Origin of the sequence: Rothia nasisuis (genome assembly GCF_928381405.1) — a bacterium.
GTDB lineage: Bacteria > Actinomycetota > Actinomycetes > Actinomycetales > Micrococcaceae > Rothia > Rothia nasisuis.
Genome location: NZ_CAKMSB010000009.1, coordinates 41,298 through 56,932, shown reverse-complemented (window position 1 = coordinate 56,932; position 15,635 = coordinate 41,298). Strand labels below are relative to the sequence as shown.

Annotated in this window: 14 protein-coding genes; 10 read left to right on the top strand and 4 right to left on the bottom strand. The window is 57.8% G+C overall.

Annotated elements, in window-relative coordinates; translation table 11 throughout:
* Positions 1 to 125 precede the first annotated feature (125 nt).
* Complete coding sequence (locus L6966_RS08430; RefSeq protein WP_180377916.1) at positions 126 to 3,902, bottom strand: multifunctional oxoglutarate decarboxylase/oxoglutarate dehydrogenase thiamine pyrophosphate-binding subunit/dihydrolipoyllysine-residue succinyltransferase subunit; 3,777 nt, start codon at positions 3,900 to 3,902, stop codon at positions 126 to 128.
* A 403-nt stretch (positions 3,903 to 4,305) separates the two neighbouring features.
* Here L6966_RS08430 and L6966_RS08425 point away from each other — a divergent pair, with 403 nt between their 5' ends.
* The 5 genes from L6966_RS08425 (at position 4,306) to L6966_RS08405 (ending at position 9,636) form a co-directional block, all read left to right on the top strand.
* Positions 4,306 to 5,673, top strand: a complete 1,368-nt coding sequence (locus L6966_RS08425; RefSeq protein WP_083093732.1) for a hemolysin family protein — start codon at positions 4,306 to 4,308, stop codon at positions 5,671 to 5,673.
* On the top strand, positions 5,670 to 6,755 hold the full coding sequence (locus L6966_RS08420; protein WP_237224838.1) for a hemolysin family protein: 1,086 nt from the start codon (positions 5,670 to 5,672) through the stop codon (positions 6,753 to 6,755). The genes L6966_RS08425 and L6966_RS08420 overlap by 4 nt, the downstream gene beginning before the upstream one ends.
* Positions 6,756 to 6,905: 150 nt before the next feature.
* Complete coding sequence (locus L6966_RS08415) at positions 6,906 to 7,868, top strand: metal ABC transporter solute-binding protein, Zn/Mn family (protein ID WP_083093729.1); 963 nt, start codon at positions 6,906 to 6,908, stop codon at positions 7,866 to 7,868.
* Between the two features lie 5 nt (positions 7,869 to 7,873).
* Positions 7,874 to 8,746: a metal ABC transporter ATP-binding protein gene (locus L6966_RS08410; protein ID WP_083093728.1), complete on the top strand. Its 873-nt coding sequence runs from the start codon at positions 7,874 to 7,876 to the stop codon at positions 8,744 to 8,746.
* Positions 8,743 to 9,636, top strand: coding sequence for a metal ABC transporter permease (locus L6966_RS08405; protein ID WP_083093726.1), 894 nt, complete (start codon positions 8,743 to 8,745; stop codon positions 9,634 to 9,636). Before L6966_RS08410 ends, L6966_RS08405 begins: the two co-directional genes overlap by 4 nt.
* A 64-nt stretch (positions 9,637 to 9,700) precedes the next feature.
* Here the strand turns inward: L6966_RS08405 and L6966_RS08400 are convergent, their stop codons facing one another.
* The 3 genes from L6966_RS08400 to L6966_RS08390 all read right to left on the bottom strand — a co-directional run bounded on the left by L6966_RS08400 (position 9,701) and on the right by L6966_RS08390 (position 12,396).
* Entirely contained in the window at positions 9,701 to 10,129 is a 429-nt protein-coding gene (locus L6966_RS08400; RefSeq protein WP_083093725.1) for a Fur family transcriptional regulator, read from the bottom strand.
* Between the two features lie 99 nt (positions 10,130 to 10,228).
* The gene (locus tag L6966_RS08395) at positions 10,229 to 11,242 is read right to left on the bottom strand and encodes a FecCD family ABC transporter permease (protein WP_237233200.1); all 1,014 of its coding nucleotides are present in this window, start codon (positions 11,240 to 11,242) and stop codon (positions 10,229 to 10,231) included.
* The gene (locus L6966_RS08390) at positions 11,239 to 12,396 is read right to left on the bottom strand and encodes a FecCD family ABC transporter permease (protein WP_237224835.1); all 1,158 of its coding nucleotides are present in this window, start codon (positions 12,394 to 12,396) and stop codon (positions 11,239 to 11,241) included. The genes L6966_RS08395 and L6966_RS08390 overlap by 4 nt, the downstream gene beginning before the upstream one ends.
* Positions 12,397 to 12,459: 63 nt before the next feature.
* On the opposite strand from L6966_RS08390, the gene L6966_RS08385 reads away from it, so the two are divergent.
* The 5 genes from L6966_RS08385 (at position 12,460) to L6966_RS08365 (ending at position 15,551) form a co-directional block, all read left to right on the top strand.
* Positions 12,460 to 13,512, top strand: coding sequence for an ABC transporter substrate-binding protein (locus L6966_RS08385; RefSeq protein WP_237233199.1), 1,053 nt, complete (start codon positions 12,460 to 12,462; stop codon positions 13,510 to 13,512).
* A gap of 34 nt (positions 13,513 to 13,546) precedes the next feature.
* Positions 13,547 to 14,197, top strand: a complete 651-nt coding sequence (locus L6966_RS08380) for an MBL fold metallo-hydrolase (RefSeq protein ID WP_237233198.1) — start codon at positions 13,547 to 13,549, stop codon at positions 14,195 to 14,197.
* Positions 14,198 to 14,208: 11 nt separating this feature from the next.
* The gene (locus L6966_RS08375; RefSeq protein WP_237233197.1) at positions 14,209 to 14,634 is read left to right on the top strand and encodes an HIT family protein; all 426 of its coding nucleotides are present in this window, start codon (positions 14,209 to 14,211) and stop codon (positions 14,632 to 14,634) included.
* A 245-nt stretch (positions 14,635 to 14,879) separates the two neighbouring features.
* On the top strand, positions 14,880 to 15,341 hold the full coding sequence (locus L6966_RS08370; RefSeq protein ID WP_237233196.1) for a hypothetical protein: 462 nt from the start codon (positions 14,880 to 14,882) through the stop codon (positions 15,339 to 15,341).
* Between the two features lie 3 nt (positions 15,342 to 15,344).
* Complete coding sequence (locus tag L6966_RS08365; RefSeq protein ID WP_083093714.1) at positions 15,345 to 15,551, top strand: helix-turn-helix transcriptional regulator; 207 nt, start codon at positions 15,345 to 15,347, stop codon at positions 15,549 to 15,551.
* Positions 15,552 to 15,635 lie beyond the last annotated feature (84 nt).

The following is a 15,635-nucleotide window of genomic DNA, read 5'->3' as shown; positions in this document are numbered from 1 at the left end:
GCTTTGGTGTTTTCGTTCTGTTCTAGTCTAAACCCTGGAACCGGTCAGCGCACGGCGGGCGCACCATAAAAGGCCAGTGCCCGAATCTCGGGACGGGATTCGGGCACCGGAAGAGGGCGCCGGGGCTATGAGCGGTCAAAGACCTCTGAGATGAGGTTGTCAAGCTCGCGCTGGTGGCGTTTGCCGGTGCCAGCTGCCGGTGATGCTGATGCCGGGCGTGAGATTAGCTTCATCCGGTAGTCAATGAGCGGCAACAGATTGACAGCCATGAAGGGCCACTGGCCCTGGTTGGCCGGTTCGTCCTGAGCCCACACCAGTTCAGCCTTGGGGTAGGCCGCGATTTGTTCCTTAATTTCAGCGGTGGGGAGCGGGTAAAGCTGCTCTACCCGGACGATGGCAGTGGCCTTGTCATCTCGCTTGGCCCTCTCTGCCTCAAGGTCATAGTAGAGACGGCCTGAGACAAAGATAAGGCGGGTCACCTCGCTGGGGTTGAGGTCGGCTGTGTCTCCTATCAGGGGCTTGAAGCTGCCGTGGGTGAAGTCTTCCACGGAGGAGGCCGCAGCCTTGAGCCGGAGTAGCTGCTTGGGCGTGATAACAATCAGCGGCTTGTGGGGGCGGGAATGGGCCTGGCGGCGCAGCAGATGGAAGTGGTTGGCCGGGGTTGAGGGCACCGCTATGGTCATGTTGTTTTCTGCACACAGTTGCAGATAACGCTCCATGCGGGCTGAAGAGTGGTCGGGCCCCTGCCCCTCAAAACCGTGGGGGAGTAGCAGAACCAGTGAAGAACGCTGAGCCCACTTCTGCTCGGCAGAGGAGATGAACTCATCAACGATGGTCTGGGCACCATTGGCGAAATCGCCGAACTGGGCCTCCCAGAGCACCAGGGAGTCGGGGCGCTCAACGGAGTAGCCGTACTCAAAGCCCATCACACCGTATTCAGAGAGCAGAGAGTTGTAGATGAAGTACCTTCCCTGGTTCTCAGAGAGGTGGGCCAGCGGGTTCCACTCTTCGTCGGTAACAGAGTCGTGGAGTACGGAGTGGCGCTGGACGAAGGTGCCGCGCTGAACGTCCTGACCGGTGAGGCGCACATCGCGACCTTCAAGGAGGAGGGAGGCAAAGGCGGCCAGCTCACCGAAGCCCCAGTTGATGTCGCCCTCAGTTGACATTTTGACGCGCTGATCCAGTAGCTTCTTGAGCTTCTTGTGAACGGTGAAACCTTCGGGAATCTTACCGAAGGCCTGGCCAATCTGAGCCAGGGTTTCAGCAGAGATAGAGGTTTCGCCCGCCACCTGGACGGAGTCTTCGTTCTGCTGGGCTGCGGGCCGTTCGATGTTTGAAACAGCGGCAGCATCGGCAGTCACCAGGGGAGCGGAGGAGGACTGGGCCTCGTGGGTTTCGGTGAAAATCTGCTCCAGTCGAGACTGGTAGTCCTTGAGAGCCCGCTCGGCCTCGTCCTGCGAGATATCACCGCGACCCACCAGAGCCTCGGTGTAAATTTTGCGGGTTGAGGGCAGCTGCTCAATCTGCTGGTACATCTTGGGCTGGGTCATCGAAGGATCATCGGCCTCGTTATGGCCGCGGCGGCGGTAGCAGACCAGGTCGATGACGACGTCCTTCTTGAAAGCCTGACGGTAGGCAAAAGCAATGGAGCCAGCTCGGACGACGGCCTCGGGGTCATCGGCATTGACGTGGAGTACGGGTGCCTGAATTGCGCGGGCTACGTCGGTTGAATAGGTAGCTGTGCGCCCATCGCGCGGGGTGGTGGTGAAGCCGACCTGGTTGTTGACTACGATGTGTACGGTACCCCCGGTGGTGTAACCGTCGAGCTGCGACATCTGTAGGGTTTCGAGCACGATGCCCTGACCCGCGAAGGCAGCATCGCCATGAACCAGGATGGGGAGTACCGGGAAGCCCGTAACGCCCTGCTCAGCCAGGGTGTCTTGCTTGGCACGGACGATGCCCTCCAGCACGGTATTGACCGCTTCGAGGTGGGAAGGGTTGGCTGCCAGGTAGACCTGGGTTTGGTTGCCGTTGTGCGAGGTGAAAAGACCTTCGGTACCCAGGTGGTACTTCACGTCACCGGAGCCCCCGGTCAGGCGGGGATCCATCTGGCCTTCGAATTCACGGAAAATCTGGGCATAAGACTTACCTGCGATGTTGGTCAGTACGTTCAGGCGGCCACGGTGGGCCATACCGATACCTACCCCGGAGAGACCGGCATCGGCTGCCTCCGAAATAACAGAATCCAGGAGCGGAATGAGCGACTCGCCGCCCTCGAGCGAGAAGCGCTTTTGGCCCAGGTACTTGGTTTGCAGGAAGGTCTCGAAAGCCTCGGCGGCGTTGAGGGTGCCCAGCACACGGAACTGTTCGTCGCGAGAGGGCTTGGTGTAACCGTGCTCCAGCCGGTCCTGGAACCACTGGCGCTCCTCGGGGGTCTCAATATGCATGTACTCAACACCGAGGGTGCGGGTGTAGGCATCGCGTAAGAGCCCCAGAATGGTGCGCAGAGGCAGGGTTTCTTTATCCCCGAAGCCTCCGGTGGGCCAGTAACGGTCAAGATCCCAGAGGGTCAGGCCGTAGTTTTCCAGGCGCAGGTCGGGGTGCGAGAGCATCTGATAACCGATGGGGTTGGTCTGGGCAATAAGGTGGCCGCGCACACGGAAAGCGTGAATGAGCTGCTGGATGCGGGCAACCTTAGAGATTTCAGATTCGGGGTTAATCTGGTTATCGCGGGCCCAGCGGACGGGCTCGAAGGGGATGCGTAGGTCTTCGAAAATCTGGTCGTAGAAGCCGTCACCGCCAAGCAGGTAGTGCTCAACGATTTTGAGGAACTCACCGGACCCTGCACCCTGGATGACTCTGTGGTCGTAAGTTGAGGTCAGAGTCAGGATCTTAGAGATACCGTTGCGGGCCACAATTTTTTCTGAGGCACCGCGGTATTCGGCGGGGTAGTCGAGGGCACCGGCACCGATGATGGCAGCCTGGCCCTTAGAGAGGCGGGGTACCGAGTGGACGGTGCCGATACCGCCGGGGTTGGTCAGCGAGACAGTGGTGCCGGCGAAGTCCTCGACACCGAGCTTGCCCTCGCGGCCGCGCTTGACGATGTCGTTGTAGGCCTCCCAGAACTCTGAGAAGGAGAGATTCTCAGCCTTCTTGATGTTGGGGACGACCAGGCTGCGAGAGCCGTCGGGGCGGGGCAGGTCAATGGCCAGACCAAAGTTGATGTGGGCGTGCTGAATCGCGGCCGGCTTACCCTTGGCATCCTCTCCGTAGGAGACGTTCATCGAGGGGAAGTTAGCCAGGGCACGGATGATGGCGTAGCCGATGATGTGGGTGAAGGAGACCTTGCCGCCTCGGGTACGAGCCAGGTAACTGTTAATCTCGGTGCGGTTGTCGATGAGTAGCTTGGCGGGAATGGCGCGGACGGTGGTCGCGGTGGGAACCGTCAGCGACTCATCCATGTTGCTGGCTACTGCCTTGGCGGGGCCTCGCAGGGTAATAATCTGGTCTTCTGCAGGAGCATCGCTCACTGGGGCTTCCTTTGATGATGGGGGTGTGTGGGCTTTTACCTGGGCTGCGGCAGGCGTGGATGCTGTGGGCTGGGCTGCGGTGGGTTTAGTATCAGGCGCGGCCTTGGGGTCTGCTTCAGGGGCTGGTTCCCGTGTAGCGTCGGGTGCGGGTTTGGGGGTTCTGGCTGGCTTCTGGTCTGAGGCAACCTGCTCCTTTGCAGGGCCACCCCGGTTGGTGGAGACGGTGGTTGAGCCTGACCACTGGTCGAACAAGGGCCACCATTTTTGATCTACCGAATTGCGGTCTTGCTCAAACTTTTCAAAGAGCTCCTCGACGAGCCACTCGTTGCCCGCAAATTCTTCGGGGACCGTATGTTCTGGCTGGTTTGGCACTGTCTACGCCTCTTCCATGTCGTGTGATTGCTAAATGCCAAAGCCTCGTTTGGCACCGGTGACGGCGGAGCATCACCCGCACCGGCGCGTGCGTGATGTACCGCATACCTCTGTCTAGTGTAGAAGTGTTGGGGGCGGGAGTCCAACGGACTACCTTGTATGACATATTGTCTGCTGGTCAGGAACCCCACATTTCGCACGGGGTGAAAAGGGGCCCGCAGAGTAGCCCCTTAAAATTCGCTAGAATTGACCACTATGGAAGACCCCTCTAGTAGTTGCCCACCCGGGCAATCCCGCGAGCATATCAGCGCATTCAAAGACCGCTTCGGCGCGGGCGTCCTTATACCCACCACCGTGTTCCACCAGCTGGCGCCCCGGCACAGCCAGGCGGTGATCCGATAACATGGACTGGCTCCTGCTTATCATCGGTTTTGTGCTCATACTGGGCACCGGTTTTTTCGTAGCCGTCGAGTTTTCCCTGGTTGCCCTTGATCAGTCTAAGGTGCAGCAAGAAATTGACCGTGGCGATCGCGCCGGAGAAAAAGTGCTGGCCTGTCTCAGGTCACTTTCTACCCAGCTTTCCAGCTGCCAGTTGGGCATCACCCTGACCACCCTACTCACCGGCTACACCCTTGACACAGGCATTAATTCTCTCGCTGGAGACACCATCGCCGGGTGGGGGCTGGGTGAAAGTTTGGCCTCGGCCATAACCCTCATTTTCTCTATGGGCATCGCAACCCTGCTCTCCATGATCATTGGTGAACTGGTTCCTAAAAACCTGGCTATTGCCGAACCCTACCGTATTGCCCGCCTGCTGGCCCCAGCCCAGCTCATTTTTACCGCGGTGATGGGCCCCGTGGTACGTACCGCCAATGGGTCAGCCAACTGGATTCTGCACCGCTTTGGTATGGAAGCCAAAGAGGAACTCTCGGCTGCGCGCTCACCCGAAGAACTCTCGTCCATGGTGCGCCGCTCGGCAGACCTGGGCACCCTGGATTCAGATACCGCCCGCTTCGTGGATAAAACCCTTTCGTTCGCTGAGCTCACCGCAGCCGACGTTATGACACCCCGCCGTAAGGTGAGCATGCTTGAAGATACCGCGCCCGTCAGCGACGTGATAGAGCTGGCCCGCACTACCGGGCATTCCCGCTTTCCTCTCTACCGTGAGGACCAAGACAACATCGTGGGAGTCATTCACGTGAAAAAAGCTGTGGGCCTGCCTCTCGACAAGCGTGCTACCCTCCAGGCCGGAACCCTGATGGAAGACGTCCTTCAGGTTCCCGAAACAGTCCACCTTGACTCCCTGCTCATGCAGCTGCGCGAAGGCGCCCTGCAGCTGGCAATCGTGCTGGACGAGTACGGCGGTACTGCCGGTATCACCACGCTCGAAGACCTGGTTGAAGAAATAGTGGGTGAAGTCTCCGACGAACATGACACAAATGCCCTCGATGAACGCCCCCTACGCATGGGTAACGGTGACTACCTCTTTTCCGGTCTTCTTCGCCCTGATGAGATTAAAGACTACGTTGGCTCCTTGGACGTGGAAGATGACCCCGCTTACGAAACCATGGGTGGCTTCATGATGGATCGCCTGGGGCGTGTGCCTGAAACCGGCGACGTCGTTCCCGTGGCCGGTGGCCGTCTGCGGGTTGAAAAAATGGAACAGCGCCGCGTGGACCGTCTGCGCTATACACCAGAAAATCAGGCCGGCGGTGTAGCAGCTAATGCCTCAGCCAGCTTGGCCGTAACCCGCAAGGAGGCCCGCCAATGAACGACTGGGTAGCTATTGCCTTCCTCTTTGTGCTGCTGGCCGGCAACGCCTACTTTGTGGGCGCTGAGTTTGCGATCATGTCAACCCGCCGCTCCCAGATTGAGCCGCTGGCCGAGTCGGGGGACAAGCGTGCAGTCACCACCCTGTACGCCCTCGAGAACGTCTCGCTCATGCTGGCTACCTGTCAGCTGGGCATTACAGTCTGCTCGCTTCTGATTCTGAACGTTTCAGAGCCGGCCATCCACCACCTGGTCGCAGCTCCTCTTGAATCGTGGGGCATCCCCTATGAGGTAGCCAGTGCACTAGCCTTCATCTTCGCGCTTGTCCTGGTGACCTACCTGCATGTCATTTTTGGTGAGATGGTGCCCAAGAACGCTGCTGTGTCTCTGGCGGCCAAGGGCGTAGCCCTCTGGATTGCCCCCTCCCTGGTAGCTCTCTCACGCATCCTCAAACCCCTGGTCGGGTTGCTCAACTGGATTGCCGATCATATCTTGCGCCTGATGAAAGTTGAGCCCAAGGCTGAGGTCGCCTCCACTTTTACCCTCGATGAGCTGCAAAATATTGTTGCCCAGTCCACGGCCGAGGGTACCGTGGACGATGGCTCCGGTGTACTCTCGGGCGCTCTGGAATTCAGCACGAAGACCGTTGCCGACATCATGGTTCCCAGCGACAAGCTCGTCACCATGACCTTTCCCTGCACCCCTGTCGAGCTCGAAAAAGCTGTAGCCCACACCGGCTATTCTCGGTTTGTGATGCAGGATGAGGCTGACGGCACCTACATGGGCTACCTGCACCTTAAGGACGCTCTTGTCTACGAGTCCGAGCGCATGGATCAGCCTATTGCCTGGTCAAAGCTTCGTCAGATGTCCATTGTCAAACCTGAAACCGAAATAGACGATGCTCTAGCCACCATGCAACGCAACCGTGCCCACGTGTCTCACGTGGTCAACGGTGATGGGGTGAGCGTAGGCGTACTCTTCCTTGAGGACGTTCTCGAAGAGCTGGTCGGTGAAATTAAAGACACCACCCAGGAACACGTTCGCCGCCGTACTGAAGCTGCCTCCAGGCAGGTGAGCGACTAGCTAGCGGTTCGCTGTCACCGGGACGCTCACCGCCCCTCCTGTGCAGGAGGAGGCGGCTTTGGTTAGCCCCCAATTCTCTTATTTGCGAATCATTCGCAGTTAGAGGTAGGCTGGCAGGGTAGCTAACCCCAAGCGTCCAGAAAGAAAGCCATGAAAAAAGCTCTGACCACTCTTGCGCTCAGCACCGTATCTGTGCTGGCCCTAGCCGCTTGCGGCACCGGTGATACCGCAGCAAGTAGCTCTGCTGCGTCCGATGACGGTGCGCTTAAAATCGTCACCACCACCGACGTCTATGCCGACCTGGTCAAAGCTGTCGGTGGTGACAAAGTGGAAGTTACTCCGCTGATTGCCTCAACAGCTGTTGATCCCCACTCCTATGAGGCCAGCAGTCAGGATCGTCTAACTGTCAAAGACGCCGACCTGGTCGTGGTCAACGGCGGCGGATACGATACCTTCCTCACCGATATGGCCGGTGCCGATAACCCAGACCAGGTGGTGGTTAACGCCGTTGAACTTTCTGACCTCTTCAGCGCTGAAGATCTGGCCCACATGGCCGAAGAACACGGCGACCATGCAGAGGGTGAGGAGCATGTTCACACCTACAATGAGCACGTCTGGTATGACCTTGATACCATGAAGAAGGTGGCTGATCAGATAGCAACCGATTTGGGTGAGCTTGATCCAGCTAACGCCGATGCCTACACCCAGGCGGCCGCTGCTTTTAGCGGTGAAGCTGACACCCTGCTCACCCAGCTGGAGGCCATCAACACCGAGGAGCGGACCTACCTGGCAACTGAGCCGGTTTCAGGCTACCTACTCGAGGACGCTGGTTTTAGCGATGCAACTCCTAGTGACCTAACTGCGGCTGTAGATAGCGAATCAGATATCGCTCCTCTGACCCTTCAGGAGGTCAAGGACACCCTGACCGATGGGTCGGTTGACCTGCTCTCCTTCAACGAGCAGACCCAGACTTCCCAGACCAGCGAAATCTACACGTTTGCACGAGAGGCCGGTGTGCCAGCTGTCTCCTTTACCGAGACTCTGCCCGAAAATACCGGCTACCTGGACTGGATGACCACAAATATTGACAACCTAGAAAAGGCAGTAGCATAAAGCCTATGGCTTCATCTTCTTCTCAGCTCGCCCCTGCCCTTGAAGTCACCGGGGGCGGGCTTTCCTTTGGTCACCGCACTCTCTGGCAGGGCCTTGATCTGACCATCGAGCGAGGCGAATACTTTGCGGTGCTGGGCCCGAACGGGTCAGGCAAATCTACCTTTATCAAGGTGGTGCTAGGCCTGACCCAGCTCAGCCAGGGGCGTATCTCTGTGCTGGGAGCACCGGCAACACTCGGCAACCCGGCACTTGGCTACATTCCGCAACAGAGGGCAATTGGCACCGAAATGCCCCTGCGAGCCCGCGACTTTGTGGGTTTGGGCGTGGACGGGCACCGTTGGGGCTTCCGCCTGAAAACCCGGGCCTACCGGAGCAAGGTCGATGAGCTTCTTGAGGCCGTGGGCGCTAGCGATTACGCGAAGGTGCCGGTTGGCCTGCTCTCAGGTGGTGAACAACAACGGTTGCGCATTGCCCAGGCTCTGGCTAATGATCCCAAGATTATTCTGGCTGATGAGGCCTTACTCTCCCTTGATTTGAACCACCAGTACGCGGTTTCTGAGCTCATTCACCGCTGCAACAGGGATCAGGGGGCCACCGTCATCTTTGTAACTCATGAGATTAACCCCATTATCGACCATGTTGACCGCCTGCTCTATCTGGCAGGCGGACGCTTTACTGTGGGGTCGGTGCCGCAGGTCATGCGTACCGAGGTGCTGACCGACCTCTACCAGACATCCGTTTCGGTTATTCAAACTAACGGCCGTTATGTGGTGGTTGGCGGAGAACACGGCGGCGATCACCACTGTGCACCGGATATGGGCGAGCCAGCCCTTTCCGGTGCCGCCTTGCTCGGTTCGAAGGGGGCTTTGACCCGATGACTCTGTCTGATGTTCTCGATAAGGTTTTTGTCTTTGACCGCTACGGCGAGCTCGTCACCCTGCTTAGTCACTCGATTATTGCCGGCGCAATTCTGGGTATCATTGGTGGCTTTGTGGGGCTTTTTGTGATGCTCCGCCATCACGCCTTTGCTGTGCATGCAATCGCTGAGATGTCTTTTGCAGGTGCTGCCCTCTTTTTGCTGCTGGGGTATAACGTGGTCACAGGATCACTCATTGGCTCAATTTTCTCGGCCCTGTTAATCGCTCTGCTGGGAGCCCGCGCCCACGAGAATGATTCGATTATTGGGGCTCTGATGCCCTTTGGCCTGGGCCTGGGTATTCTTTTTCTCTCACTCTATTCGGGGCGAGCCGCCAATAAGTTCTCGTTATTGACCGGTCAGATTGTCTCGGTTGATGCTACCCAGCTGACCTCCATGATTATCGGCGGTGTAGTCATTATTGCGGCGCTGGCACTCATGTGGCGCCCGCTCATGTTTGCCTCACTTGACCCCGTGGTCGCCGCCGCCAAAGGGGTTCCCCTGCGTCTGTTATCTATTGCCTTTATGGTGGTGCTCGGCATCGCAACGGCCCTATCAGTGCAGGTAGTGGGCTCCTTACTGGTGCTGGCTCTACTGATTACACCGGCTGCTGCCGCCCTGCAGATAACGGCATCGCCCCTCAAAGCTCTGATTCTATCGGTGGTCTTTGCTGAAACGGCAATGGTAGGCGGCATTATGCTGGCCCTGGCTGGTTCCCTGCCGATCAGCCCCTACGTCACCACTATCTCGTTTCTGATTTTTGTGGTGTGCCGCCTGATTCGTGCATTCCGCCAGCGCCATTCGGCGTCGGGCCGTGCTCGCCCTGCTACCGCTGCGATAGCTGACCGATAGCGTCCTCACCACGGAACAGAGGTAGCACTGTGCTAGAGAAGGAACGGTGCTACAGTGCTGTGGCCTAGGGGTGTTGGGCGCAGTTTGAGCAGATTCCGGTGATTTCGATGATGTGACTAACCTCGGTGTAGCCGTTCTTGGCGGCTATCGCTAGGGCAAGCTCTTCGAGCTCAGGAATCTCGAACTCGCGCGCCGCCCCGCAGATGCGGCAGAGAATATGGTGATGATGGTGCTTAGAGTCGCATCGGCGGTAGATGGCTTCGCCCTCCTCTGTTTTGAGGGCTTCTACCTCACCGGCCCCTACCATCGACTGGAGCAGGCGGTAAGTGGTTGCCAGCGAGACCTTCTCACCGCGGGAGGCCATGAGCTGGTGCAAATCTTGGGCCGAAATAAAGTCTTCGAGGGTTTCGAGGGTGGCGGTGACGGCCCGGCGCTGCTTGGTATTACGAATCTCGGTTGGCTTGCTACCTGATGACGTTGAGTTGGTGTTCACGGGTCATTGCCTCATCTGTAATCGGTCTCCATCTGTGCCTAACTGTACACCAGGTTACCCAGGGCGGATACGACCCCTTGCGCGGAGCGAAAAGGAGGGCTAGCGGGCTGCGGGCCGAGCAAGTAGCCAGAGTAGGTAGGCGCCTCCTAGGGCACCGGTTACCAGTCCCACCGGTAGCTGAACCGGGGCAAAGAGGTGCCCCGCAAAGTAGTCAGCCCAGGCAAGCAAAACTGCACCCAGCAGAGGCGACTGCCAGAGGGCCGCGCCCGGCGTGTTCCAGATCCGCCGGGCAAGCTGCGGGGCTACCAGAGCAATAAAACCAATAGGTCCGCCCAGAGCAATAGAGCCAGCGGTCAGTAGCACTGCGTAGGTGAGCAGAATATAGCTGGTACGGGTAACATGCAGGCCCAGCGCAGCGGCTAAATCATCGCCCAACTCAAGCAGTCGCACGCTAGGAGTAGCTAGAAGCGCCAGAAGTAAAGTCAGTGCCAAGAGAACCGCTAAAAGACCGGTTTGTGACCAGGTCAGTGCATTGAGAGATCCGTACTGCCAGGTACGGGCCACCTCAGCTGCCTCAAGGTCTGCTCGGGTGAGCAAATAATCGTTGACCGAGGCCAGCATGGCACCTAGGGCTATACCCACTAAAATGAGCTGGTTAGCTAGACCCCGGCTACCGAACCTAGCCAATATAAGGGCCAAGATAGCTGTTAAAAAACCACCGATGAGGGCACCGGCAGCCACGCCGATTCCAGGGGATCCCGAACTGGCGGTGGGAACTACCAGCATGATAGTTAGAGCGCCTGTGGCAGAGCCTGTTGTAAAGCCGATAATGTCGGGGCTACCCAAGGGGTTGCGGGAGACTGACTGAAAGATCATTCCAGCCAGCCCCAAGGCAGCACCCACGATGGTTGCAGCCACCAGGCGGGGTAGCCGCTGATTGAGGAGGATATGGCTATCAAGATCACTGCCCTGCCCGGCCAGTGTCTCTGCTATCTGGGGCAGAGACAGGGAATAGGGTCCGGTGGTTAGGTCTAGCCAGGTGGCAAACAGAAGCAGAGCTATCGCACAGCCCGTTGCCAGCTTGGCTCTTGCGCGTCGGGTAAGACTTCTCATGACCGCCAACCGCCGTCCGCCTCGCTCAGAGAGCTACCCTGCCCCGAATACTGGCTCAGATGGGATTGGGGCCGCTTACGACCTAGTACTAGGGCCAGGAGTACGGGGGCACCCACCAGGGCGGTCACAATACCCACCTCAAGTTCGGCTGGCGCGAGCACCAGGCGCCCTATCACGTCGGAGGCCAAGACCAGAACCGGGCCAAAGAGCAGGGATAGGGGTAGCAACCGTTTAATGCTGGTGCCCACGAGCAGACGCAGGGTGTGAGGGACGACCAAGCCCACGAAACCGATGGGGCCAGCCAGTGCGGTTGCCCCGCCGCAGAGCAGAGTGATAGCGAGTAGGGTCAGGAGTCGCACCTGGGAGACGGGTACGCCTAGGGCAGCAGCAGCATCCTCGCCCATCAGCAGGGCGTCGAGGGGCTTGAGTACCACTAAACTCAGAAGCACCCCTAAGCCGATGAGTGGGGCGACAGCCCCCACCTGCTCATAGGTGCGTTCGGCCAGTGAGCCTACTACCCAAAAACGGTGGGAGTCAAAGGCAGAAGAATTGAAGATCGTGATACTGCCAGTCATGGCGCTAGCACAGGCGCTCAGAGCCAGACCGGTGAGCAACAGGTGGGCAAGCGGGTCGGTTGAGGGGATGCGCCGCCCTAAACCGATCCAGCCCACTAGCAAAGCGGCGCAGGCGGCCCCGGCACAGGCCAGCCAGAGGCGCCCGCTCAGAGAAGTTATGCCCAGAGTGGCGGCGCCGCTCACCACTGCCAGGGCCGCTCCTGAGTTCACGCCCAGCAAACCGGGCTCAGCCAGAGGGTTGCGGGTCAGAGCTTGCGTGAGAACTCCGGCTACCGCTAGGGCGGCTCCCACCAGTAGTGCAGCTAAGGCGCGCGGTAGACGCAAGTCCCAGACAATGATTGAGGCAAGTGAATCATCGGGGGTCAGTAGGGCGGCGATGACGTCCTGCACCGGTAGGGGGCGGGAACCAAACGCTAGGCTTACAGTGAGCAGAATTCCTATAAGACTTAGCCCCAACACCAGGGAAAGCAGCAGAGGCAGGAGGCGAAGGGCCGGTCGGGGGCTGAGAGACTGCGGATTGTGTGAAGATGTAGGGAATCCTGCCTGTGCAGGTTTATGGGTGGAAGAAACTGGGAGCACTGTGCCATTTCTCTAGATGAGACGAGACTTTAAAATTTACTTAGGTTAGCCTATCTTAAATCTATGGCTATTCTGACTTCAAAAACAGCACGAACTGTCTCACTATGCGCAACCCTGGCCGCTCTCGCCCTGACCTCTGCCTGCGGTGGTTCTACCGGAACAACAAGCACCGCCAGTGCTGAATCATCCTCGACTAGCACCACTACCACCACTGAAACAGGTAGTGCCCCAACCGCCCTGCCCGAAGGTATGGGCGCGAGCCAGGCCGATGGTGTCTTCCCACGTACTGTTACCCACTTCGGCGGTGAGACCACCATTGAATCTGAGCCCAAAAAAGTTGTGGTACTTTCAACGGGCCAGCTTGACGACGTCCTGACCCTCGGGGTGGCCCCCATCGCCTCAACCACCGCTACCGACGCGGAACTCATACCCACCTACCTGAGTGAAGAGTACGGTGATGATTTCTCAAGTCTCAGTGACCTGCAAACCGTGGGTATCCGAAAAGCTCCCGATACTGAAGCCATAGCCAACTTGGCCCCCGACCTAATCCTTATTAACTCCACTAATAAGGACGAAGCGCTGATGGAATCCCTACAGGCTATCGCCCCCGTAGTGGTGACCGAGGGGACCGGGGTCAACTGGAAGCAGGATTACCTGCTCATCGCAGCTGCCCTGGGTAAGACTGAACAGGCTCAGACTGATCTTGACGAATACACCGCCCGCGCCGTAGCCCTGGGCGAAAAGGTCGATGACTCCACCACCTTCTCCTTTGTGCGCTACAGCTCAGATCGCACCCGTATCTGGGGTGTCTCAAGTTTCATCGGCTCCATCGCGGACGACGCCGGACTGGCCCGCCCCGACTCCCAGACCTTTGCCGATACCTCCCAGGACATCTCAGCAGAGCAGCTCGATCTGGCCGACGGTGACTACCTCTTCTATGGTGCTCAGAACGGCGATGCTAGCGGACTGACCGATGCTGCCCTCTGGTCAAGCCTGGGTGCAGTTGCCTCGAATTCCGCCTATCAGGTCGATGATGAAATGTTCTACCTCAACGCCGGCATGACTGCTGCTAATGAGGTGCTCGACACTCTCGATAAAACCGTAGGTAGCAACTAGTCTGACTGTGGTGGGAGCTACTAGGGTGGTAGGTATGAAACTCACTAAATACACCCACTCCTGCATCAGGCTTGAAAAGGACGGCGCCGTGCTGGTGCTCGACCCCGGAAACTTCTCCGAGGTCGAGCAGGCGCTGGACGGGGCCAACCATATTTTGGTCACCCACGTGCACCCCGACCACTTTGACGAGGGTAAAGTCATTGCATTCCTGCGAGAGAACCCAGATGTGACAATTCATGCCCCCGCTGCTGTCATCGATACCGTTCTAGCTGCTCTTCCCGAAGCCCTTGCAAAGTCTGTAGAGGCTGACGGGCAGCTGACCCTCTCGGCTTTCAGCATCAAAACCTTTGGTGGCAATCACGCTGTTATTCACCCTCTGCTACCGGTCATCGATAACGTGGGCTACCTGATTGACGATAATCTCTTCCACCCCGGAGACTCCTTTGTAGTGCCCCACGGCATTGAGGTGGGCACTCTGCTGGTGCCGATTCACGCCCCCTGGAATAAGGTTCAGGAGGTCATTGACTTCATTATTGCCGTGCGCGCCCCGCGGGCCTTCCAGATTCATGATTCCCTGTTGGCCGAAAACGGTCGGACCATGATTGTTGGCCATGCGACCAACTTCGGTAAGAAGTACGGTACAGCCTTTGAGTACCTGGCCGCCGGTGACACTGTAGAGATTTAGGATCAAGACCCATGAGCACTGTTTTTACCAAGATTATTAATCGCGAACTGCCCGGGCGCTTTATCTGGGAGGATGACCAGGTGGTTGCCTTCTTGACCATTGAGCCCTTCCAATACGGGCACACTCTGGTGGTACCTAAGGCAGAGGTTGATCACTGGGTTGACCTGCCTGAGGAACTCTCGGCCCACCTCTTCTCGGTGGCTCAGAAGGTGTCGAAGGGTCTGATGAAGGCTTTTGAACCGGCTCGCGTCGGCATGATTATTGCCGGTTTTGATGTGCCCCACACCCATATCCACGTGTGGCCGGCCTTGGACCAGAGCGAGTTTACCTTTGAGCAGGCTAACTGTAACCCCGATGCGGCTACTATGGATGAGGCGGCTGAAAAGCTGCGGGCCGCTCTGGTTGAGCTGGGCTACGGCGACTCGGTGCCTGCCTAGCCCACCAGTAGGTACCATCTAAATCAGAAATACCCACCAACTAGGTGGGTATTTCTGATTTAGATGGTCCTTTCTGGCAGGACGGTTGGTTTCAGCGTCGGGCAGGACGCTGTTACTCGCACGCATCTGACGAAGTAGGGTGTGGCGTCCTAAAAATTAGTAAAGGGTGCTTGACACATCTTGAAACCCATATGTAAAGTTTATTTCACATCAACTGTAAAGCAACTTTTACACAAGGGGATAAGATGACCACCCACAAAAGCCAAAGCACCTGGGGTCGTTCTCGCTTTGGCGGCAGCCAGAGGGCCCTGCTTCTTGTCAGCACTCTGGGCGCAACTTTATTAGCTCAACTTCTGGCCTGGGGTATTATCGCCCTTCGCGCTGAGCAGGTCACCTGGTGGTGGGTACCAGTGATCTCATTAGCTTTAATTCCGGTTTTAGCAGCCACGCTTTGGGCAGTTCTGGTTGATCGAAACACCATCAAAGGAGCTACCCACAACCCAGAAGCCAGCATCGAAAATCACTGGTATGGAAAGGCGGCAGAAACGACCTTCCACCTGATGATTGCAGCAATGGGCTTGGGCGCTGGAGCCTTTGCTATCTTCGGCTGGGACGTACCGCCGCCCCTTCTGCTGACATCCACCACCCTACTAGCTATGCTGGTCTTTCTAGTGAGCTACAAGGTCTATCAGCGTAAGGGTATCTAACCCGTGCAGAACCAGCTCAAAGAACTACGCACTGAGCGAGGCTATTCCCAGCAACAGTTAGCTGATGTGCTCGGAGTGTCGCGTCAGACCGTTATCTCAATTGAAAAGGGGCGTTTTGACCCGTCCCTACCCCTAGCCTTCCAGTTAGCTGAAGTCTTCAGCTGCCGGATTGAGGATATTTTCTTCCCCCATGCACCCGAGAACAGCTAGTGCAGAGAAAAGACCATCTAAATCAGAAAAACCCACCTAGTTCGTGGGTTTTTCTGAATTTTCTGGTACCTAGGGCAAGGACGG

Bases quoted from the DNA above. Each gene is read 5' to 3' on its own strand.
- L6966_RS08385 (WP_237233199.1), top strand. From the start codon at position 12,460: ATGGCTATTCTGACTTCAAAAACAGCACGAACTGTCTCACTATGCGCA.
- L6966_RS08380 (WP_237233198.1), top strand. From the start codon at position 13,547: ATGAAACTCACTAAATACACCCACTCCTGCATCAGGCTTGAAAAGGAC.
- L6966_RS08405 (WP_083093726.1), top strand. From the start codon at position 8,743: ATGACTCTGTCTGATGTTCTCGATAAGGTTTTTGTCTTTGACCGCTAC.
- L6966_RS08420 (WP_237224838.1), top strand. From the start codon at position 5,670: ATGAACGACTGGGTAGCTATTGCCTTCCTCTTTGTGCTGCTGGCCGGC.
- L6966_RS08370 (WP_237233196.1), top strand. From the start codon at position 14,880: ATGACCACCCACAAAAGCCAAAGCACCTGGGGTCGTTCTCGCTTTGGC.
- L6966_RS08410 (WP_083093728.1), top strand. From the start codon at position 7,874: ATGGCTTCATCTTCTTCTCAGCTCGCCCCTGCCCTTGAAGTCACCGGG.
- L6966_RS08395 (WP_237233200.1), bottom strand. From the start codon at position 11,242: ATGAGAAGTCTTACCCGACGCGCAAGAGCCAAGCTGGCAACGGGCTGT.
- L6966_RS08375 (WP_237233197.1), top strand. From the start codon at position 14,209: ATGAGCACTGTTTTTACCAAGATTATTAATCGCGAACTGCCCGGGCGC.
- L6966_RS08425 (WP_083093732.1), top strand. From the start codon at position 4,306: ATGGACTGGCTCCTGCTTATCATCGGTTTTGTGCTCATACTGGGCACC.
- L6966_RS08415 (WP_083093729.1), top strand. From the start codon at position 6,906: ATGAAAAAAGCTCTGACCACTCTTGCGCTCAGCACCGTATCTGTGCTG.